The following is a 20,678-nucleotide window of genomic DNA, read 5'->3' as shown; positions in this document are numbered from 1 at the left end:
GGGCCCCGGCGCGGGTCAGTGGGCGGCAGCCGCCGGCAGGGCCGCGGCGATCCGAGCGGCCAGCCGGTACGGATCACCGTTCGGTCGGTTCGGATGGCGGGTGGTGCGCCCCGCCCACTCCTCCTCGAAGGCGTGCCAGTCGATCGCCCGCGGCGCGGCCCCCTTCACCAGCGCCTCGTCCAGCGACGCGAAGTAGCGGGCCCACCGGGGTGCGTACAACTCCGAGATCAAGCCGTTCCATTCGCGGTTCGCGTAGTCGTGCAGGAAACCGCCCTCGCTGGTGCTGCGGCGGCCCCACACGCTGAGCAGCGAGCGGGCGTCGTACTCGTACCGGTCCCGCTCGGCCCCGTCCGCACCCCAGGAGCGGGCCGCGGAGAGCCAGGTGCCGAGGAGGAAGGCCGGATCGGATCCGGTGACCGCTTCCAACATCCGCATCCCGTCCTGCCATTCGGCCGTCAGGGCCCGGAAACGGGTCAGGTCCTTGGCGTCGTAGGCCGCCTTGATCTTGGGCAGCAGCACCCGCGAGTGGTTGGCGAGTGCCTGTCGGGCGGTGTCCACCAGGTCGAAGCGGTAGGCGCTGGAGCCGCGCAGCGCAGGATCCACCTTCAGCAGGTGTTCCAGGGCCCCGCGCACCGAACCGGCTTGATAGCGCATGGACTTCGGGCTCCAGTACGCCGCCCCGGTCGCCGTCAGGCTCGGCCGGGCGGTGAACAGGCTGTCCTGCGACTCCGACCACAGACCCGATGAGGTGCTGTACGGGCCCTTGCGGAGCTCCTCCCAGGCCGCGGCCGCCGCGGCGTCCGGGCGGCCGTACCGGCGGGCCGCGAAGTCGGCGAACCACCGGCGCTGGTCGATCGGCCCGCGCTCCCAGGCCAGATCGGTGAAGAGGTCGAAGGCCGCCGGATTGGTTCCGGTGGCCTCCGGCAGGTAGGCGATTCCGGCGAGCGCGCTGTTCGCCTTGGACCGCCAGGGGCCGAACCGCTCGATCCACACGGAGCTGTTCGCACCGACCGTGGTGTGCCCGCCGAAGTTGTAGATGGTGCCCATCGCGTACGGGGCCCCGCCCCAACGCGCCTCGCGGTCGAGCCGGTTGTACCGGTCGGACAGCCCGTCCAGGATCAGCAGTTTCGAGGTGTCCACCCCGGCCAGCAGCTCCGCGGTGGGGTCGTCCTGCCAGCCCAGCACCGCCCACAGCGCACCCGGGTGGGCGGCGTGCAGGGCGTCCTGGATGGCGCCCGCGGCCGCGCCGACGTCGACGGAACCGGTCTGCCCGCCCTCGTGCAGCGGGCTCATCCGGTACATCGTGCTGTCCCCGAACACCTCGCGCTGCTCGGCGTAGTACGCGGCGGCCAGCCTCCCGAAGACGGGCGAGGCGGGGTCGAGCCAGTCCGGGCGGTCGAAGCCCGCCCAGTCGCCCTGCGGGACCGTGGCCGCGCCGGTGTTGCGGGCGGCGAAGCCGGGCGGCACGGTGCCGAAGTACCCGGGCAGGACCGGGGTCATGCCGAGCCCGCGCAGCTGCTCGGCGATCCGCCCGCCCACCTCGGCGCGCTCGCGCATCAGCCGCTCGGTGACCGGACCGCCGAATCCGCTCAGGTTCTGCAGCAGCCACCAGCTCTGGTGGCCGGGGCCGGGGATCCACTGCCGCAGTTCCTCGGCGGAGTAGCCGAACCCCTGGAGCGCCCGGTAGTACGGGTACTCGGCGCCGACCTGCACGAACACCTCGTTGATGCCGTGCAGGGCGAGCAGGTCGATCTGCCGCTGGTGCTCCTCGAAGGAGCGGTACGGGCCGGAGTACCCGTCGTCGGTGTCGTTCAGCGCGTACCGGTGCGGGACCTGCGCGCTGTGGGTGACCGGTGCGGGGACCGCCGGCAGCCGGCCGGGCAGCATGCCGATGCTGTCACCCGGCCAGCCGATGTCGACCCCGGCGACGTGTTGGAGGTACCAGCCGACACCGGTGAGCAGGGTGGCCCCGGTGCTGCCGCGCACGGTGACCGCGCCGGCGGTTCCGGACACGGTGAAGGTGTCGGAGGCAGTGGTCGTGTCGGGTACCAGGGTGAACTGCCCCCAGTGGCGCGGGAGCAGCCGCTGGAGGGCGGCCCGCGCGGGCGCGACGTCGAAGGTGCGGGCCCGGCCGGGACTCCGGGCGGCACCCGGGTGCGCGTCCGGGTGCGCGTCCGTCGGTACGGCAGCCCGTGCGGGCGACCCCGTGCCCGGGGCGGTGGCCCCGGGCGCGGGTCCCGCGCAGATCAGTGCCAGCAGCGCCGCGGGAAGCGCGGCGAGGGCGAGCGGGCGCGGGGTCCTGGACCTGCGCCCGCCGTGATGCGTCGGGTTCCTCATCCGTTCGCCCGGCCGTCAGACCGGCAGGGCCCAGGCCTGGTCGACCCGGTGGTCGCCGCAGTCGGTCAGCCGCAGCCGCTCGGCCGGGGCGGCGGCCGCGGGAGCCGTCAGGCACATCCCGCTGACCTCCTCCACGAGGGCTCCGTCGCGGCGCTGCGACCAGCTCTGTCCGGGCTGCTCCTGCGGACGGTTCGCACAGTCGGCCAGTTCCACGATGCGGTCCTCACCCGCCGACAGGCACTCGCCGGCCAGCCGCAGGGTCGCGTCCTTGCCCACGGTCCAGCGCTGGTCGGGGGCTCCGGTGCAGGCGGCCATCACCACGGCGCCGACGCCGGTGGTGTTGGCGCCGTCGGCACACCGGGCGCCGTCACCGACGACCTGCCCGGTCGGCACGGCCTCGGCGCAGCCGCGCGGGGTGAGCCGCCAGACGCCGGTGTCGTGTCCCGCCACCTTCCCGGTCAGCGCTGCGGAGACCGTGCGGCGCGTACCGGTCCACAGGTCCTGGGCGTCGGCGCCGACGGTGCAGGCGGTCAGGCCGATCTCGTCGAGCGGCACGTTGATGTCCCGGGTGGCGGCGGAGCGGTTGAGCACGGCGACCGCGCGGTCGCCGTTGGCGAGCGGTCGCACCAGGATCTCGAAGGTGGCGTTGGAGGAGACCACGGAGCCCTGACGGCCCATCGGGTCCTGGTCCAGCTGGATCATCCGGGTGTTGCCGAGGGCCGCCAGGCCCGCCGGGGTCAGCTTCGAGACGTCGGAGGAGAGGATGAAGGGGGAGGCCATCATGGCCCACAGGGCGACCTGGCTGCGGCTCTCGGCGGCCGTGAGCCCGGGGGCGCCGGCGATCAGGAAGTCGGGGTCGTTCCAGTTGCCGGGGCCCGCGTACCGGCCGAGCCAGCGGTTGTAGCCGTAGTTGCCCAGCACCGCGCTCCACCGCGAGGTGGCGGGTGCGGCCGGGTTGTAGACCTTGATGTCCTTGCCCTCGCGCCACAGCTGGCCGGTCTCGCCGACCCAGCCGAGGACCTTGTGCCAGTCGGAGCCGCCCCACTCGCCCTGCTGGAAGTAGGCGGGCGCCGAGGCCGACAGGACCATGTCCCGACCGCTGTCCCGCAGGGCCTTCGCGACGGCGCTGTAGGCGTCGCGGTAGGCCTCCTCCTTGGTCGCGCCCTCCGGGACCCAGAGGTTGCAGCCGTCCATCTTGACGTAGTCCACCTTCCAGGAGGCGAACTGGCGGGCGTCCTGCGCGTAGTGGTCCGCGCCGCCGCCCTGGGGGGCACCGCTGCCCGGGTACTTCTCGCAGGTGAGGGAGCCCGCGTCCTGGTAGATGCCGAACTTCAGGCCCTTGGCGTGCAGATGTTCGCCGAGCCAGGCCATGCCGTGCGGGAACTTCTTCGTGTCGACGACCAGACTGCCCTGCGCGTCGCGGCTCTTGGTCATCCAGCAGTCGTCGACGGTCACCGTGTCGTAGCCCTTGGCGGCGAGCCCGGTGGACACGAGCGCGTCGGCGTTGGCCACCACCTTGGCTTCGTCGATGTCGCACATGTAGTGCGCCCAGTTGTTCCAGCCCATGGGAGGGGTGAGCGCGAGCGGGGTGTCCGAGGTCGCCCGGGGCTCGGCCGCCGCCGGGGCGGGGGAGAGCGCGAGGGCGAACAGGGCGGCCGCGGTCAGGCAGGGGAGCGTTGCACGCAGGCGAGGCGGCACGGAGTCTCCTTGACGTGGGGGCAGTCGTGGGCCCAGTGCAGCGAGACGATTACCCAGTGTCAACAGAAGTCGCTGATTGTCGACCGATGACCAGCAATATGGCTGCAATCGCTGTCACACGAAAGTGCAGCTGCGTTGTGTGTTACGTCGTATGTTACGATGTATCTCATGCCGCGAAGATCAGCCGCCCTGGACCGCGCGACCCCGGAGGTCATCGCCGTCGCCGCCCTGCGGATCCTCGACGAGCAAGGGCCCGACCACCTGAGCTTCCGCAGCCTCGCCGACCGGCTGGAGGTCTCCCACGCCACCGTGCAGCGCCGCTGCACCGACCTCGCCGGCCTGCTCGACCTGTGCACCGAGCACCTCGCCGGGCAGCTCCCCGAGATCCCCGCCGGCACGGACTGGGCGCGGGCCACCGAAGAGCGGTTCCGCGCCCTGTACCTGCTGCTCGTCGCCCACCCCGGACTGCTGGCGCTGCGCGGCAGCCGGCCCTGGCTGGGGCGGCAGCTGCTGGCCCGGCTCGTCGAGCCCGCCCTCGCCGACAGCGTGGCCGCCGGGATGACCGCCGCCGAGGCGATGACCGTCTACCGCCGCATGTACCTGCTCACCCTGGGCAGCGCGGCCTTCGTCGACCACCGGGATCCGGCCGCGGCCACCGCCGCCTCGCGGGCGGCCCTGGCCGCACTGGATCCCGAGGAGTTCCCCGTGCTCGCCGGTGGACTGCCCGACGTACTGCCCGCCCTGACGGACCACGAGGTCTACTACGGGGCCCTGCGCCAGTTGATCGAAGCCGCCCGGCCGATTCGGCCCGCCCGGCCCGCCACCCGCACCTGATGGGGAGACCACCCGTGCACGCAGCAACGGCCCAGCAGCTCGACCACGCCGCCGTCCGCGCCGCCGCCGACCGCATCGCGGGCGGCATACGCCCCGTTACGGTGGCGCCCGCGGCCGGAGCGGGGGTCTGGTACGCGCTGGAGTACCTCCAGCACACCGGCTCCTTCAAGGCGCGCGGTGCGCGCAACTTCCTCGCCGCCCACCACGAGGCCGGCGCCCTCCCGGCCGCCGGAGTCACCATCGCCTCCGGCGGCAACGCCGGGCTCGCCTGCGCCTGGGCCGCCCGCGCGCTGTCCGTGCCCGCGACCGTGTTCCTGCCCGCCAACGCCCCGCGGGTGAAGGTGGAACGGCTGCGCGGGTACGGGGCCGAGGTGCGGCTCGTCGGCGACCGCTACGCCGACGCGCTGGCCGCCTGCGAGGAGTTCGCCACCGAGAGCGGGGCGCTGAGCAGCCACGCCTACGACCACCCGCTCATCGCGGCGGGCGCCGGCACGCTGCTGGAGGAGATCCGGGCCGCCCTGCCCGGGCTGGACGCGGTGGTGGTCGCGGTCGGTGGCGGCGGACTGTTCGCCGGGGTGGCCACGGCCGCGCGCGAACACGGCGTACGGGTCGTCGCGGTCGAGCCGGAGAACTGCCGGGCGCTGAACGCGGCCCTGGCGGCGGGCCGGGTCGTGGACGTGGCCGTGGAATCCGTCGCCGCCGATTCGCTGGGGGCCACCCGGGTCTCGGCGGACGCGCTGGCCGCCGCGCAGCAGGGGAACGTGACGTCGGTCCTCGTGTCCGACACGGAGATCACGGCCGCCCGGCGCGCGCTCTGGGAGGAGCACCGGATCGTGGTCGAGACGGGCGCGGCCACCGCCGCGGCGGCGCTGCGCGGCGCGCCGCAGCCCCTGGGCGAGCGGGTCGCCGTCATCCTCTGCGGCGCCAACACGGACCCCCGGGACCTGGTGATCCCCGGGGCCTGAGCCACTCGGGCAACGACGAGTAGGTCCGAGTGCGGCGGCCGGCGGGCCGTCAGTCGTTCTCGTCCGCGCCCTCGCGGACGATCACGACCGTGCTGGCGGAGTACTGGACGACCTGCTGGCTCACCGACCCCAGGAGTGCGCCCTTGAAACCCCCGTACCCGCGGGTGCCGACCACCGTCAGGTCCGCCTCCTTCGAGGCGTCGACCAGGACCTGCGCCGGGGAGCCCTGCTCGACGCGCCGGAACACCGGGACACCGGGCGAGGTGCCGACGGTCGCGGCGACCGTGTCCGCCAGCTTCCGGCGGGCGGCCTCCTCGGCCGTCACCGCCTCCGCATCGGCCGTCTCGGCGGCCATCGGGCCGATGGCGAACGGATTGCGGTTCCACTCCCAGGCCATGACGGCGTGCACCCGGGCGCCCGTCGCCGCGGCCTGCGCGACCGCCCAGCGCAGCGCCTCCTTGGAATGGTCCGACCCGTCCACGCCGACGACGATCAGCGGCTCGATGGTGTGCTCACTCACGGTGGTTTCCTCTCGCTTCGCCCGGATGGTCGATCTCCTCCCTGTATACACGGGTCGATCGGTCTGACCTCGAACGACGATCGTTGCGACGGCCGACGACTTTCGAGGACAGCCCGCGGCCCCCGCCCCTTGGGAAGGTGTGAACGTCCAGGCGAACGCCGCCGGACACGAACGACATGGAGGAACGGGCGTGGCTCAGCGCAAGGGTTGTCTGATCGGGTGCGCGGTGGCGCTGGTCCTCGGCGTGGGCCTCCTCGTGGCGGTGGTCTTCGGCCTGGGGAAGGTCCTCGACATGGCCGACAAGACCCTGCTCGACCCCGCGGTCTACGAAGCGGTGAAGACCGGGGACGCGGAGAGCGAGGTGCGCGGCAAGCTCCCGTCCGGCGAGAGCTTCGTCAAGAGCGCCCTCAAGGAGGGCGGACCGGCCGAGCCCGAGGGCAGCACCTGCTCCTGGTACATGTCCAGCGGCGCGTCCAAGAACGGCGAAGAGACCGTGCTTCGCTTCTGCTTCAAGGACGGCAAGCTCGCGGAGAAGACCCAGTACGCCATGAAGTGACCGGACCGGCCGCCCGCGCGGGCCGCCGAACGTCCGCCGCGCTTCTTCCCGTACCCCCGCCGCCGGGGTCGCCGCCGAGCCGCCGACTGATCAGGGCCGGGCCTAACGGGGGGACTTGTGGCGGACCGCGCTGAGTATCTCTCCCGCCTGGGCGGAGCGCAGCGGGCCCGGGCAGGAGTGGCCGCCCCAGTCCCGGCCGCCCATGCGGTGGATGCCCAACCCCCGGCCCTGTGGTGTGGAGGCGGGTTCGAGGGGCCAGCCGTGCTGGGCCATGCCCCAGGCGTAGATGCGGGCGACGGAGTCGACCTGCTGCGCGGTGAGCGGCCGGCTCGCGAACCCCGAGGTCTCCACCGAGAGCCACGACGGGTTGCCGGTGCCCTGCGCCCAGGCCCGGTCGTGCGCGGAGACGTACTGTTCGATCTCGCCGGACTGCGAGACCCAGAAGTGCGCGGAGGCCCGGGCCGCAGGGTCACTGAAGTGGTCGTGGAGCGAGTTCTCGCCCTCCTGCACGTGCAGGACCAGCCCCCGCATCTCCCTGAGCCCGCCCGGAGTGAAGTTCACGGACAGGGGCTTGCGGGTGGCGTCCGGCATCCATGCCTGCCTCCCGGGTTCGGGAGCCGGTTCGGCGGGCGGCGCTGCCCCGCCCGCGTCCTGCGCCTCGATGCGGACGGGCCCGGGGTCCCCGCCGCGGTCGACGACGCCGAAAGCGGTGGCGATAAGTCCGCTGCTGGTGCAGACCATTGCGGTGCGGCGCGACATGAGTCGTGGCTTGGGTTTGCGGTGGGTCACGCGAGCGGTGCCCTGGGTACGGCTCGTCGGGAAAGGAGCACAGGAGGGGTCCCTTGCTGGACTGACGTTCTCCAGCGGAATGCTTCCCGACCATTAGTGTCGGAATGGGACCGGATGATGACCGTTTCGTGACGGCCGAACGGGCGCGGGCCCGCCCCCACCTACCGCCGACAGCAGGGTCCTCGGCCGAACCGCATTCCGTGAGGAGTTCTCGGGGTGCCGGGCGCAGGTCACTTGCCCGCGTCGGCGCCCATCGGCGCCGCCGCGACGCCCGCTTCGTTGCGGATGTCGCGAGGAGCCCGCCCCTCCCAGCGGCGCACCGCCCGGCGCAGCGCGCGCATGTCGCTGTAACCGACCCGGGCCGCGACCGAGCGGAGCGGTAGATCGGTGGCGCGCAGGAGTTCCATGGTGTGCTCCTGGCGCACGGCCTCGACCTCCTCGCGCCAGGTCGTGCCGTGCTCGCCCAGGCGCCGCTGGAGGGTGCGCGGGCTCATCGCCAGCCGCTGCGCCACCTGCTCCAGACTCACCGAGTCCTCCCGGAAGGCGGAGTCGAGGACCATCCGGAAGCGGTCCTGCCAGAGCAGGGCCGGCTGTGCGGACGCGATCGTCAGTGCCGCATGCTGGGCCAGGATGCGGTCCAGCCCCGGCTGCGCCTTGGGCAGCGGCGCGCGCACGTCGTTGTCGTGGAAGGTGATCGAGTTGTACGCGGCGCCGAAGTCGATGCGGGTGGTCCCGAAGAACTCCGTCAGCCGCCGGAAGCGGCCGGACGCGCCGTGCGTCACGGAGACGCGCAGCGGGACGACGGGCCGACCGGTGGCGGCCCGGGCCCGGGTCAGGAACACGCCCAGGGCGAAGAAGTCGATCGCCTCCACCACATCGGGGCCCCAACTACCGGTCGCATGACGGATGGTGAAGGACCGACCGTCCTCCTCGACGAGCAGCTTCTCCTGGGCCGCGTCACCGATGACGGCGTTGTACTCCACCGCCTGCTTCAGGGTTTCCCGAAGGGTGGGCCCGGTGGTCACCAGGTAGTCCCACAGGCCGAACGTACCGATCGGGGCCTCGGCGGTGATCAGCGCGCCGATGGCCGTACCCGGCTCCGCGAGCGTCAGCTGCTCCCACACGGCCAGCGCCGACGCGGTCGAGACCCGGGCCAGATCGTTGTCCAGCACCTCGGGTCCGAGGTCGGGTAATCGGGCGACCCTGCCCGGGCGCACGCCCGAGCGGTGCAAGGCGTCTACGACGAACCGCGCGAGGTGGACGGAGACGGTGCCGTCGGTGCCGGGAGAGCGCATAGGACGGACGACGCTACCAGCCGATCGCTCGAACAGGCCCGTCCAGTTGCCCCTTTGGCGCGCAGGATCCCCTGGTGGCGCGAACGTTTCTCCTGCGGGCGCGCGGTGTTCCCCGGTGGCGCCGGGGGTCCCCTCGTTGGCGCCCGAGGGTCCTTATCGGCGCATCGGGGACCGACCTACGGTGGCGTGGATCCCGGTATGTGGATCAAGAAGCGTGCGGCGATCCGTACGGGACCACCGAGTCGAAGGAACCGATGTGACGTTCTCCCCGGCCCACTGGCAGAGCCGCCTCGACGCGCTGCGCGCCGCCCATCACGTGCCCGGTGCCACCCTCGCGGTCTTCGCCGAGGGAAAGCTCCACGAGCTGGCGAGCGGCGTCCTGCACCGTGGCACCGGGGTGGAGGCGACCACCGACTCGGTGTTCCAGCTCGGATCGATAGCGAAGCTCTACACGGCGACCCTGGTCATGCAGCTCGCCGCCGCGGGCGAACTGGACCTCGACGCGCCCGTGATCGAGGTGCTCCCGGAGTTCTCCGTGGCCGACCCCGAAGCCACCAAGACCATCACCGCCCGCCAACTCCTCAGTCACACAAGTGGTTTGACCTGCGACTTTACCTACGACAGCGGCCGCGGGGACGACTGCGTGGCCAAGTACGTGGCGGCGGCCCGGAACGTGGTGCTGGACTGTCCGCCCGGCACCGCGGTCTCCTACAGCAGCATCGGGTACAACGTCCTCGGCCGCATCGTCGAGGTGCTCACCGGACGCAGCTGGGACCAGGCCCTCAAGGAGCGGCTCCTCGCCCCCTTGAGCCTGACCCACACCATGACCCTGCCCGAGGAGGCGCTGGCCTTCCGCACCGCGATGGGGCACCTTCCGGGCGAGGGGCCGGACCCGGAGCCCGCGCCGGCCTGGGACATGATGCCCCGTTCGGCAGGGCCGTACGGACGCGTCCTGGCCACCGCCGCGGACGTGCTCCGGCTGGCCAAGCTGCACCTCGACGGCGGCTCCGCCCCTGACGGCACGCAGGTCCTCGGCGCCCGGGCCGTCGCGGAGATGCAGCGGTGGGCGGTCGACGTACCCGACAGGTGGACGGTGAGCGCGGACGGATGGGGGCTGGGATGGTCGCTGTACGACTGGAACGGGATCCCGGGATACGGCCACGACGGCGCCTCGATCGGCCAGTACGGCTATGTGCGCGTGGTTCCCGGTGCCGATCTCATCGCCGTCCTGCTCACCAACGGGGGCGCCTCCCGCTTCCTCTACGCCGACCTGATGCGCGAACTGCTCCGCGAGCTCGCCGGGGTCCACATGCCGCCCGCCTTCGCGCCGCCCGCGCGTCCCCCCGTCGTCGACCTGGTCCCGCTGGTCGGCACCTACCGTCGGGAAGGGGTGGTCATCTCCGTCAGCGTGCGGCCCGGGGGGACCGCCCACTTGTCGTACGAGTTCGTCGACGGGATGCGGGACTTCTCGCCACCGCTGGAGATGGACCTGACCCCGCTCAGCGCCACGGTCTTCGCCGCCTCCGGCGCCGGCCCCTCCTTCAGCGGGGACTGGACGCCCGTCGTCTTCGCCACCCTCGTGGACGGCACCCCCTGCTGCTACATCGGCATGCGCTGCGCGCCCAAGGTGGTCGCCGGCTGATGGCGCGCCGCCCCGCGGAGCGCCGACGTCAGACCGAGGTCGGGCAGCCCAGTCCGAAGATGCGGCAACTCCTCACTTCCCCTTGAGGAGTTGGTCGACCCGGGGGACGGACAGCCCGATCAGCTCCGACACTTCCCTGAGAGTGCGCCCCTGACGCAACTCGCCCACGGCGGCGGTGCGTATGCCCTTGACCGTCTTCGCCACGGCGGGCAGCAGTTGATCGGTGAACAGCCGTGCGGCCCGTTCCCGCGCGACGGGGGTCTCGACGTCTGCGAGGCGCGCCCGGACCGCGCTCAGATACTCGACGGTCAAGATGCGCAGGTCATCGGGTACTTGCTGGTCGGATGGGGTGGTGTCGGTCATGGGGACAGCGTACGCAGACGTGGTAGGAATTTAAGATGACCTTCCCTGTCAGCGCGTGTCGCACCGGGTGGGAGATGCGTCAAGTGGGCGCCCGGGGCCGGTGGTTCGGGGCGTCGCGTACCGGCGTGGCGGTCAAGTACCCCAGGCGGGGCTTCCGTTGCGAGGAGCGGGGCGGCGGGTGACCGTCCGCCCGCAGCCATCACACACCAGGAGCGCCAGCATGATCCTCGAACTCGCCGTGATCTACACGACCCGGCTCGACGCCTGCCGCGACTTCTACCGGGGCATCGGGCTCGGCCTCGTGCGCGAGCGGCACGGCAGCGGGCCGGAGCACTACGCGGCGACGCTCGCCGACGGTGGCGTCCTGGAGCTCTACCCGGCCACGGGACGCCCGGAGACCGGGTACCTGCGCCTCGGCCTCGCCGCCCCGCCGAACGGCGCCGGGTTCCTGCCGCCGGGCCGGCACACCCTGACCGACCCGGACGGCCGTACGGTCGTCCTCACCGTCGGAGAGACCGGCTCGGGCCGGGTCCCGTCGGCGCCGCGCACCGGTGAGCGGGCCCGACCGGCCCGGGCCCCCTCCCGCGCGTCGAACGGCGGCCCCGTCCCTCCCGAGGGCCGCACGGGCGTCACGTACACCGAGATAGCCGAGCACTACGGCATGAGCGCCCGCTACCTGTCGGAGAACCCTCGGTGGGGACGGCACCCCGGGTGGCCGCCCGCCATCGGCAAGCGCGGCAGGACCATCGAGTTCGACCCGCAGGCCATCGCCCGGTTCTTCGGCGAGCACCACACCCGGGAAGCCACGGCGCTCGAACCGTCGCGCCACTACACCGTCGTCGAGATCGCCGAGGCGTCCGGCCTGCAGCCCGACAGCATCCGTTCGGACATCAGCCGCGGCCGGTGGCCCGCTCCGGACGAGATGGACGGCGACCGGAAGCTGTGGCGGGGCGAGACGGTCGCCACGCACCTGGCCGGCCGTCGCATCTACCGCAACAAGCCCAAGTGATCGGGGGGTGTCTTGACCGACGAGACACCCCCCGACGAGGTAGCCCCTACGGGACGGCGGCGGCGAGGCGGAGGTCGGCGAGGGGCAGTGCGATCCGCGCGGCGGCGCGCGCCGGCAGCCGGGCGGCCCGCTCGTCGATCCAGCCGAGTACGCGGGCCTGCTCGTCCGCGTCGCACAGCGCGAGGTGGAACAGCAGCTGCCGCCAGGCGCGCGCGGCGCTCTTCGCGGTGGCGGCCGGGCCGGTCGCCGCGGCGAACGCGCCCCGGGCCGGGCCCTCCCAGCCGCCCCGCGGGGTGAGGCCCGCGTGTACGACCAGGGTGGCGAGGTTGGAAGTGGTGAGGATCCGGGCCTGCTCCATGACCGCCGCGTCGCCGGCCAGCGGATGCCCCGGGCGCCCGGCCCGTTCGGCGCACAACCGGGCGAAACCGTACCGGTCCCCGGTGTCCACCAACTCCTGCACCACTGCGTAGTCGATGCCGTGGTAGCGCTCGTAGACCGTGCCGCGCAGCAGCCCGGCGGCGGTCTGCGCGGCGGTGAGGACGGCGGGAGCGGCCATCGCGCTGCGCGCGTCGGCCAGCGGCTCCGCGGCGAACGGCACGGGCAGCTCGGCGAGGCGCGCGAGCCCGGACAACGCCTTTACGTGCAGGTTGGGCAGCCCGGCGCCCGGGAAGGCCCGCACGCAGGCCTCGCCGAGCATCCGCAGGGTCGAACGGGCCTCCTCCACCGGGTCGGCGGCCCAGGGGGCGACCGCGCGGACCCAGGGCAGGTCGCTGATCCGGGCGTGGTGCTCCGGGTTCCACCACAACGGGTACCGGCGGTCGCGGCGGGCCCGGTAGGTCGCCGCGATCAGCGTGCGCAGCGACGCGTCGGCGTACCCGCGGGCGGTGTGCGTGGCGATCAGCTGTTCCGCCACCTCGCCCAGAACCTCCGCGGAGGGGACCAGCCCGTGCTCCAGCAGCGTGTCCAGGGGTGCGCTGCGCGCCGCGGTGACCGCGGCCCGCACCGACGCCGGGACGACCGTCCCGGCGGGCAGCCCGCACTCCGCGGCCTCCTCGGCGGTCACCGGGCCGATCAGCGGTCCGACGTCCTCCAGCCCCCGGCTCGCGTCGAGCGGGGCGAGGCGGCGCAGGACGAGGGCGGCCAGGTCGTGGTGCGCGGGCTGCTCCGCCTGCAGAGCCTGGGTCCGGCGCAACCGTGCGTGTTCGGCGGAACCGGGCCGGCCGCGCTTGGCGACCATCGAGGCGACGGCACGGCGCAGCAGTCCGGCGAGGCGGGGCGACAACTCGCGCCCGGCGACCCGCTCCTGCAGCGCGCGGCGCAGGACGGCCGGATTGGACTTGGGGTCGAGGTGCTCGGTGCACCGGGTGTGCGCGGCCGCGAGCCGCCGGTACCGCGCCAGCAGGGCCGCGCCCTCCCCGGCGTCGCTCCCGGTGCCCCGCCCGCTGCTCTGCCCGGCGCCCTCCTCGGCGTCCGCGCCGGCGCGCAGCCAGTGGTCGAGCAGCGCGTCCTCGAACGGTCGCCAGACGGTCAGCGCCTCGTGCTGCGCCTCGATGCCGGGACGGGGCGCGCGGCGCGCGAGGGCGCCGGAGACCTCACCGACGGTACGCACGTGCACGGCGTCCGCGCCGGGTTGGGGCCGGTCCGCGGGGTGCGGCGCGAACCGCACCTCGCCGGCGAAGGGTCGTACCTCCTCGACGAGGGCGGCCGCCGCACCGGTCTCCCCGGCACGCACCAGCCACGCGACGCAGAGCAGCGCGGCCTCTTCCGGCGCGCGCAGGTCGTAGCGCCCGCTGTCGAGCAGCGACCACAGGCGGGCGAGGCCCCCGTCGGTGAGGTAGTGGTCGAAGAGCCCGGCGGTGGAGAGCCCCGGGGCGGGGAGTCCTGGGGTCGGCGGCCGATTTCCCGTGTTCCTGTCCATGGCCGGCGTGGCAGGTCCTGCCCCTGCGCCCTCCGACTTTGCAGGTCGGTGCTCTGGCTACTGAGCTACACGCCGTTCGAGGTGAAATCTAGGCGCGGGCCCGACGCTCGCACAACCCCGGGTCGGCTAAAGCGGTTTCGCGGCATACGGGTAAAGCGCATTAGTGAAAGCCTTCCAGGAACCATCGATAAGAGGTCAAGTTGTGACGCGCGAGCAGCTTCGTCGTTGAACCGATTCCATCCTGGGCCGCCTTCGAACTAAAGCGCATCAGTCCAGTTCGAAAGGGTGGTGATCGAGGCCCTGTGGACCAGTCGGGACCGGCCGCGCCATTCGGCACCAATGCGTCACCGGCCAGCCGTCCTCCTGCCTCATTGACGAGGTCTTGCTTTCGGACGACCGTGGGCACCGCCTCCGGCGATGAGGCCGGACTTCTACGAAGGCGGCGACGATGACCCGTTCGAACCCGACCCGTATCGCTGTCGCCCTGTTAGCGACGGGGACCCTCCTCTCCACCGCCGCGTGCGGCCTGAACGGCGGGGCCGCCGACGCGAAGGAGGCGCAGCGGACGGGCCGGGTGGCCGGTGAGATCACCTTCCGGACCCTCCAGCTGAAGCCCACCTTCACGTCCTACGTCCAGGGGGTCATCGACGCCTTCGAAAAGCGCTACCCCGACGTCAAGGTCACGTGGGAGGACGTCCCCGGCGACGGCTACAACGAGAAGCTCGTCGCCGACGCCCAGGCCGGAGCCCTCCCCGACGTGGTCAACCTCTCCACCGACTCCTTCCAGCTCCTCGGTGACCGGGGCATGCTCGCCGACGTGGCAGCCCTCGACGGCGCGTCGGCGAAGGAGTACGTGCCGGGAGCCTGGGAGCAGTTCAAGCTGCCCGGCAGGGGCGACAGCGTGTACGCCTACCCCTGGTACGTCACCCCGGAGATCCTCACTTACAACAGAGAGCTCTTCGAGAAGGCCGGTCTGGATCCGGCCGCGCCTCCGACCGGTGTGGAGCAGTTCTTCGACTACGCCGAGCGGATCGCGGCCTCGTCCGGCGGCCGGTACTCGGCCTTCATGGCCGACCCGAAGGGCCGACTGCCCGGGGACTGGCAGAAGATGGGCGTCCCGATCCTCAGCGAGAAGCGGGACCGCTTCACCTTCGACACGGACCAGGCCGTCCGGTGGGTGGAGCGGATGAAGGACCTCTACGCCAAGGGTGCCATGCCCAAGGAGTCCCTCCTCACGTCGGCCGACATCAACCAGCTCTACGGCGGCGGCAAGCTCGTCTTCGGCCCGGGATCCCCGGGCTTCGTCAAGGACATCAAGCAGAACGCCCCGCAGATCTACGCCAAGACCCAGGTCGCCGGGGCCGTCACCGGCACGCTCGGTCACATCGGCATCTACGCCCAGTCGCTCGGCATCAGGAAGGACACCAAGCACGTGGACGCGGCGGCCGAGTTCGCCAAGTGGGTCACCAACGGCCCCAACCAGGTGGAGTTCTCCAGGAAGGCCACCATCTACCCGTCCAACGCCCGGGGACTCGCCGACCCGTTCTTCTCCGACAAGGGCGACGGCAAGGACGCGGAGACCCTCGCCCGCGCGGTCGGCGCCGAGCAGCTGAAGAGCGCCGCGCTCGACGCCAACACCCCCGTCCAGTGGACCAATCAGGTCGGCGACGCCGTCGTGCGCGAGGTGCAGAAGGCGATCAAGGGCGAACAGGCCCCCCGGACCGCCGTGCAGAAGGCGCAGGAAGCGGCGAACGAGCTCCTCGCCGCTGCGGCCGCGAAGTGACCGGCGGCGCCGCGGGCCAGCCGCGCGGCGGCGGTACGGCACTCGAAGGGCGTCGCGCGGCGGCGAACCGCAGGAAGGCCCTGCGGGCCATGGAGACCGAGACCGGACTGCCCCACCGCAGTGGGTGGACCCCCTACCTGTTCCTCGCACCGGGCCTTGCGATGGTGGCGCTGTTCAGCCTCTGGCCGTTCGCCAACACCGTCGTCCTCTCCCTCACCGACGCCCAGATCCTGCGCGGCGGCAGCTTCGTCGGCCTCGACAACTACCGGCGCGCCCTGGCCGACCCCGACTTCTGGGTCGCGACCGGCAACAGCGTGCTGTACCTCGTGGTCGTCGTCCCCTGCCTGGTCCTCCTGCCGTTGGCCCTCGCGGTCCTCGTCCGGGCGAAGGTCCCCGGCATCGGCTTCTTCCGCTCCGCCTTCTACACCCCGGTGATCGCCTCCGCCGTGGTCGTCGGGCTGATCTGGCAGTGGGTGCTGCGCAGCGACGGTCTCGTCAACACCGTCTTCCAGCGGTTGCACCTCGTCTCCGAGCCGGTCCCGTTCCTGACGGACTCCTCGATGCTGCTGGTCTCCGCGATGATCGTGACCGTGTGGAAGGGCCTCGGCTACTACATGGTCTTCTACCTGGCGGCCCTCGGGAACGTCTCCGCCACCCTCCACGAGGCCGCCGCGATCGACGGCGCCGGCCCCGTCCGCCGCTTCTTCAGCATTACCGTGCCCCAGGTGAAGCCGATGATGCTGTTGGTCGGCACCCTCTCCGCCATCTCGGCGCTGCGCGTGTTCACCGAGATCTACATACTCGGCGGCGAGAGCGGCGGCCCCGGCGGCGGCGCCCGCACCCTGCCTTTCCTGATCCGGCAGGTCGGCCTCGGCTTCTCCGGCGAGACCGGCTACGCCTGCGCCATCTCCATCCTGCTGTTCCTCCTGACCCTGGGCTTCAGCCTGCTGGGCCGTCGCCTGTCGAAGGGGGACGAGCGATGAGCAGACCGCCCTCCTCCGGGAGCGGGCAGCCGTCCCGGCGCACGGCCGCCGCCCGCAGGCGCCGCCGGATCGGCCTGGCCGGGAGGTACGCCACGCTGCTGATGGTGCTCGTGGTGATGCTGGGCCCGATCGTCTGGCAGTTCCTGACCTCGATCCGCGGCCGCACCGAGAACGTGTACGACGGCGTGCTGCCCGCGCGCCCCACCCTCGACAACTACGTCCGGGTCGCCGAGTCCTTCCCGCTGCTCCAGTACGTCGGCAACACCCTCACGGTCGCCGCCCTCGCGATCACCTCGAACATGCTCTTCGCGGCGATGGGCGGCTACGCCCTCTCCCGGGCCGGTTGGAAGGGCCGGCAGGTGGTCTTCACCGTGCTGGTGGCGACCCTGATGTTCCCCTTCGAGTCCGTGATGATCTCGATGTTCCTCACCGTCCGCGAGATGGGCCTGGTCGACACCCTCGTGGGCGTCTGGCTGCCCGGGGCGGTCTCCGTGCTCAACGTCATGATCATGCGGGCGGCCTTCCTCGCCGTGCCCCGGGAGGTCGAGGAGGCCGCGGTCCTGGACGGGGCGGGTGAATGGACCCGTTTCACCCGGGTCTTCCTGCCCGCAGCCAAGGGCGCCCTCGCCGTCGTCTGCATCACCAGCTTCATGGGCGCCTGGGACGACTTCCTGTGGCCCCTGCTGGTCCTCACGAACAGCGACCACTACACCCTCCAGCTCGGCCTGAAGACCCTGGCGGGTGCCACCACCGTCAACGACCAGCGGCTCGTCGCCGCCGGTGCGATGGCCGCGCTGGTCCCGATGATGCTGCTCTTCTTCGCCCTCCAGCGTTTCTTCTTCAAGGGCGTGGGCGAGGGAGCCGTCAAGACCTGAGCCTTCACGACCCGATCCGTCACGACCCGAGCCCGCCCGCCGTCCGTACCGACCACCCTCCCTGGAGCAGCAGTCATGCATGACGACCGCAGCATCACCGAACACCGCCTCCGCCGGGTCCTCGAGGAGCGCGTCAAGCCCGCCGTCCGCTCCCGCGCGGTCCCGCTGACCGTCGAGCGGTGGGAGGCCCCCGGCGAGCCCGTCCCCGTCGCCGCAGGACTCGCGGCGCACTACGAGCCCTGCGCGATCGGCGACCCGTGGGGTCCGGCCTGGGGCACCACCTGGTTCAGGGTCACCGGTACGGTCCCCGCCGACTGGGCCGGCCGCACCGTGGAAGCCGTCCTCGACCTCGGTTTCGACCGGATGATGCCCGGGTTCCAGTGCGAGGGCCTGGTCCACCGGGCCGACGGCGGCGAGGTCAAGGCCCTCAATCCGTACAACGACTGGGTGCGCGTGGCCGAGCGGGCCGAGGGCGGCGAACAGGTCGAGTGGTACGTCGAGGCCGCCTCCAACCCGGTCCTGGTCGACCACGCGGCCACGTACGAGGGCGACCTGCCGACCAGCGGCGACCAGCCCCTGTACCGGCTCGCCCGGATGGCGCTCACCGTCTTCGAGACGGAGGTCTGGGAACTGGTCCAGGACCTGGAGGTGCTCTACGACCTGATGATCCAGCTCGACACCGCGGACGCCCGCCGGCACGAGATCCTGAGGGCCCTCGGCGCGGCCCTGGACGCCCTCGACCTCGACGACGTACCCGGTACGGCGGCCGCCGCCCGCGGGTGTCTGGCCAGGGTGCTGGCCGCCCCCGCCAACGGCTCCGCGCACCGGATCAGCGCGGTCGGCCACGCCCACATCGACTCCGCATGGCTGTGGCCGCTGCGCGAGACGGTCCGCAAGGTCGCGCGCACGGCCTCCAACATGGTCAACCTGATGGACCAGCACCCCGAGTTCGTGTTCGCGATGTCGCAGGCGCAGCAGCTCGACTGGATCAAGACCTACCGGCCCGAGCTCTTCGAACGGGTCAAGAAGAAGATCGCGGACGGGCAGTTCGTACCGGTCGGCGGCATGTGGGTGGAGTCCGACACCAACATGGTCGGCGGCGAGGCCATGGCCCGCCAGTTCCTCTACGGCAAGAAGTTCTTCCTCGACGAGTTCGGCATCGAGACGCACAACGTCTGGCTCCCCGACTCCTTCGGCTACACCGCCGCGATGCCGCAGATCGTCAAGCTCTCCGGCTCCACCTGGTTCCTGACCCAGAAGATCTCCTGGTCACAGGTCAACCGGTTCCCGCACCACACCTTCTGGTGGGAGGGCATCGACGGCACCCGCGTCTTCACCCACTTCCCGCCCGTCGACACCTACAACAGCGACCTCGGCGGCGCCCAACTGGCCCACGCCGCCCGCAACTACCGGGAGATGGGGCACGGTTCGCGCTCGCTCGTCCCCTTCGGCTGGGGCGACGGCGGAGGCGGCCCCACCCGCGAACACCTCGCCCGAGCCCGCCGCCAGCGGGACCTCGAAGGCTCCCCGAAGGTCCGGATCGAGCGCCCGGACGCCTTCTTCGAGAAGGCCCGTGCCGAGTACGCGGACGCGCCCGTCTGGGCCGGTGAGCTCTACCTGGAGCTGCACCGCGGCACCTACACCTCCCAGGCCAAGACCAAGCAGGGCAACCGGCGCAGCGAGTCCCTGTTGCGCGAGGCCGAGCTGTGGGCGGCTACGGCCGCGGTGCGGGTCGCGGGGTACGCGTACCCGTACGAGGACCTGGAGCGGATCTGGAAGACGGTGTTGCTCCACCAGTTCCACGACATCCTGCCGGGCTCGTCCATCGCCTGGGTGCACCGCGAGGCGCGCGAGACGTACGCGGCGGTGCGCGAGGAGCTCCGGGCGATCACCCTCGCCGCGCAGCAGGCGCTGGCGGGTCAGGGCACCGAGGAGCTCGTCTTCAACTGCGCCCCGCACGCCCGCCGCGGCGTTCCGGCCGGCGGGGCCGGCCGTCCGGCCGGGGCGGGGGAGCCGGTCACGGTGGAGGAGCGGCACGGCGGCGGGCACATCCTGGCCAACGGCCGGCTGCTGGTGGAGATCGACGGCCGCGGCCTGATCGTCTCCGTCTACGACCTGGAGGCGCGCCGGGAGACGGTCGCCCCGGGTGCCGCGGCGAACCTGCTCCAGATCCACCCCGACTTCCCGAACATGTGGGACGCCTGGGACATCGACGCGTTCTACCGCAACCGGGTCACCGATCTCGTGGAGCTGGACCGGCTGGAGGTCACCGGAAGCGGCCCGCGGTCGGCGACCGTGCGCGTGACCCGCTCCTTCGGCCGGTCGGGGGCGGTCCAGCAGATCACCCTGCGGGCCGGGGCCAAGGCGGTCGACATCGTCACGGAGGTGGACTGGCACGAGACGGAGAAGTTCCTCAAGGCCGCCTTCCCGCTGGACGTGAAGGCCGACCGGACCGCTTCCGAGACCCAGTTCGGACACGTGTACCGGGCCACCCACACCAACACCTCGTGGGAGGCGGCCAAGTTCGAGATCTGCGCCCACCGCTGGATCCACGCGGAGGAGCCCGGCTGGGGGGTGGCGCTGCTCAACGACTCCACGTACGGGCACGACGTGACCCGGGAGGTACGGGCCGACGGGGGCCAGACCACCACGGTCCGGCTCTCCCTGCTGCGCGCCCCGCGCTACCCGGACCCGGAGACCGACCAGGGCTCCCACACCCTGCGCTTCTCGATCGCGCCCGGCGCCGGGATCGGGGACGCGGTCCGCGAGGGCCACGCGCTGAACCTGCCCGAGCGGGTGGTCCGCGGCGCGGGCCCGGTCGCCCCGCTGCTCACCGTCGACGAGGACGCGGTGGTGGTCGAGGCGGTCAAGCTGGCCGAGGACCGCAGCGGTGACGTGATCGTCCGCCTCTACGAGTCCCGCGGCGGCCGCGCCCGGGCCACCCTCACGGCGGGCTTCCCGATCACGGACGCGGTGGAGAGCGACCTGCTCGAACGCCCGCTCGCGGGCGCGGCGGTGGGCGTCCCCACCCCCGAGCGCCGGATCCCGCTCACCCTGCGCCCGTTCCAGATCGTCACGGTCCGCCTGCACCGCCCCTGATCACCGCCCGGG

16 protein-coding genes and 1 tRNA gene are annotated in these 20,678 nt (G+C 72.4%); 9 read left to right on the top strand and 8 right to left on the bottom strand.

Annotated elements, in window-relative coordinates:
• Positions 1–15 precede the first annotated feature (15 nt).
• Both ACIQK6_RS25265 and ACIQK6_RS25260 read right to left on the bottom strand, forming a co-directional pair.
• Positions 16–2,337 (bottom strand): alpha-N-acetylglucosaminidase, encoded by a 2,322-nt coding sequence (locus ACIQK6_RS25265; RefSeq protein WP_329097204.1) that lies wholly within the window; start codon positions 2,335–2,337, stop codon positions 16–18.
• Positions 2,338–2,352: 15 nt separating this feature from the next.
• The gene (locus tag ACIQK6_RS25260) at positions 2,353–4,035 is read right to left on the bottom strand and encodes a ricin-type beta-trefoil lectin domain protein (protein WP_329097202.1); all 1,683 of its coding nucleotides are present in this window, start codon (positions 4,033–4,035) and stop codon (positions 2,353–2,355) included.
• Between the two features lie 168 nt (positions 4,036–4,203).
• On the opposite strand from ACIQK6_RS25260, the gene ACIQK6_RS25255 reads away from it, so the two are divergent.
• On the top strand, positions 4,204–4,869 hold the full coding sequence (locus ACIQK6_RS25255) for a TetR/AcrR family transcriptional regulator C-terminal domain-containing protein (protein ID WP_329097200.1): 666 nt from the start codon (positions 4,204–4,206) through the stop codon (positions 4,867–4,869).
• Between the two features lie 14 nt (positions 4,870–4,883).
• The gene (locus ACIQK6_RS25250) at positions 4,884–5,834 is read left to right on the top strand and encodes a serine/threonine dehydratase (protein ID WP_329097198.1); all 951 of its coding nucleotides are present in this window, start codon (positions 4,884–4,886) and stop codon (positions 5,832–5,834) included.
• Between the two features lie 49 nt (positions 5,835–5,883).
• On the opposite strand, the gene ACIQK6_RS25245 is transcribed toward ACIQK6_RS25250, so the two are convergent.
• Positions 5,884–6,354 carry a universal stress protein gene (locus ACIQK6_RS25245; protein ID WP_329097196.1) on the bottom strand — a complete coding sequence of 157 codons (471 nt, stop codon included), beginning with the start codon at positions 6,352–6,354 and terminating at the stop codon, positions 5,884–5,886.
• Positions 6,355–6,544: 190 nt separating this feature from the next.
• Here ACIQK6_RS25245 and ACIQK6_RS25240 point away from each other — a divergent pair, with 190 nt between their 5' ends.
• Positions 6,545–6,910: a hypothetical protein gene (locus ACIQK6_RS25240; RefSeq protein WP_329097195.1), complete on the top strand. Its 366-nt coding sequence runs from the start codon at positions 6,545–6,547 to the stop codon at positions 6,908–6,910.
• 102 nt (positions 6,911–7,012) lie between these two features.
• On the opposite strand, the gene ACIQK6_RS25235 is transcribed toward ACIQK6_RS25240, so the two are convergent.
• Together ACIQK6_RS25235 and ACIQK6_RS25230 are read right to left on the bottom strand one after the other, a co-directional pair.
• Positions 7,013–7,669 carry a peptidoglycan recognition family protein gene (locus ACIQK6_RS25235; RefSeq protein WP_329097194.1) on the bottom strand — a complete coding sequence of 219 codons (657 nt, stop codon included), beginning with the start codon at positions 7,667–7,669 and terminating at the stop codon, positions 7,013–7,015.
• 260 nt (positions 7,670–7,929) lie between these two features.
• On the bottom strand, positions 7,930–8,994 hold the full coding sequence (locus ACIQK6_RS25230) for an AraC family transcriptional regulator ligand-binding domain-containing protein (protein WP_329097193.1): 1,065 nt from the start codon (positions 8,992–8,994) through the stop codon (positions 7,930–7,932).
• Positions 8,995–9,250: 256 nt separating this feature from the next.
• Between ACIQK6_RS25230 and ACIQK6_RS25225 the strand changes: the two genes are divergently transcribed.
• Positions 9,251–10,636: a serine hydrolase domain-containing protein gene (locus tag ACIQK6_RS25225; protein WP_329097192.1), complete on the top strand. Its 1,386-nt coding sequence runs from the start codon at positions 9,251–9,253 to the stop codon at positions 10,634–10,636.
• A 72-nt stretch (positions 10,637–10,708) separates the two neighbouring features.
• Here ACIQK6_RS25225 and ACIQK6_RS25220 read toward each other — a convergent pair whose 3' ends face one another.
• Positions 10,709–10,999, bottom strand: a complete 291-nt coding sequence (locus ACIQK6_RS25220; RefSeq protein ID WP_329097191.1) for a hypothetical protein — start codon at positions 10,997–10,999, stop codon at positions 10,709–10,711.
• 220 nt (positions 11,000–11,219) lie between these two features.
• Here ACIQK6_RS25220 and ACIQK6_RS25215 point away from each other — a divergent pair, with 220 nt between their 5' ends.
• A complete protein-coding gene (locus ACIQK6_RS25215; protein WP_402695505.1) occupies positions 11,220–12,008 on the top strand; it encodes a VOC family protein in 789 nt (262 codons plus the stop codon).
• A 46-nt stretch (positions 12,009–12,054) separates the two neighbouring features.
• On the opposite strand, the gene ACIQK6_RS25210 is transcribed toward ACIQK6_RS25215, so the two are convergent.
• The gene (locus tag ACIQK6_RS25210; RefSeq protein ID WP_402695504.1) at positions 12,055–13,926 is read right to left on the bottom strand and encodes a hypothetical protein; all 1,872 of its coding nucleotides are present in this window, start codon (positions 13,924–13,926) and stop codon (positions 12,055–12,057) included.
• Positions 13,926–14,001 (bottom strand) — tRNA-Cys (locus ACIQK6_RS25205). Before ACIQK6_RS25205 ends, ACIQK6_RS25210 begins: the two co-directional genes overlap by 1 nt.
• A gap of 373 nt (positions 14,002–14,374) precedes the next feature.
• On the opposite strand from ACIQK6_RS25205, the gene ACIQK6_RS25200 reads away from it, so the two are divergent.
• From ACIQK6_RS25200 to ACIQK6_RS25185, 4 genes are all read left to right on the top strand, one after another.
• Positions 14,375–15,709, top strand: coding sequence for a sugar ABC transporter substrate-binding protein (locus ACIQK6_RS25200; protein WP_329097186.1), 1,335 nt, complete (start codon positions 14,375–14,377; stop codon positions 15,707–15,709).
• A gap of 89 nt (positions 15,710–15,798) precedes the next feature.
• The gene (locus tag ACIQK6_RS25195; protein ID WP_329097184.1) at positions 15,799–16,692 is read left to right on the top strand and encodes a sugar ABC transporter permease; all 894 of its coding nucleotides are present in this window, start codon (positions 15,799–15,801) and stop codon (positions 16,690–16,692) included.
• Positions 16,689–17,567, top strand: coding sequence for a carbohydrate ABC transporter permease (locus ACIQK6_RS25190; RefSeq protein ID WP_329097182.1), 879 nt, complete (start codon positions 16,689–16,691; stop codon positions 17,565–17,567). The genes ACIQK6_RS25195 and ACIQK6_RS25190 overlap by 4 nt, the downstream gene beginning before the upstream one ends.
• Before the next feature lie 75 nt (positions 17,568–17,642).
• Positions 17,643–20,666: an alpha-mannosidase gene (locus ACIQK6_RS25185; RefSeq protein WP_402695503.1), complete on the top strand. Its 3,024-nt coding sequence runs from the start codon at positions 17,643–17,645 to the stop codon at positions 20,664–20,666.
• Positions 20,667–20,678 lie beyond the last annotated feature (12 nt).

The sequence above is a fragment of the Streptomyces sp. NPDC091682 genome, assembly GCF_044756625.1.
Lineage (GTDB): Bacteria > Actinomycetota > Actinomycetes > Streptomycetales > Streptomycetaceae > Streptomyces.
Note: the sequence above shows the minus strand (reverse complement) of the source record. Positions and strands in the feature narration are given on the sequence as shown.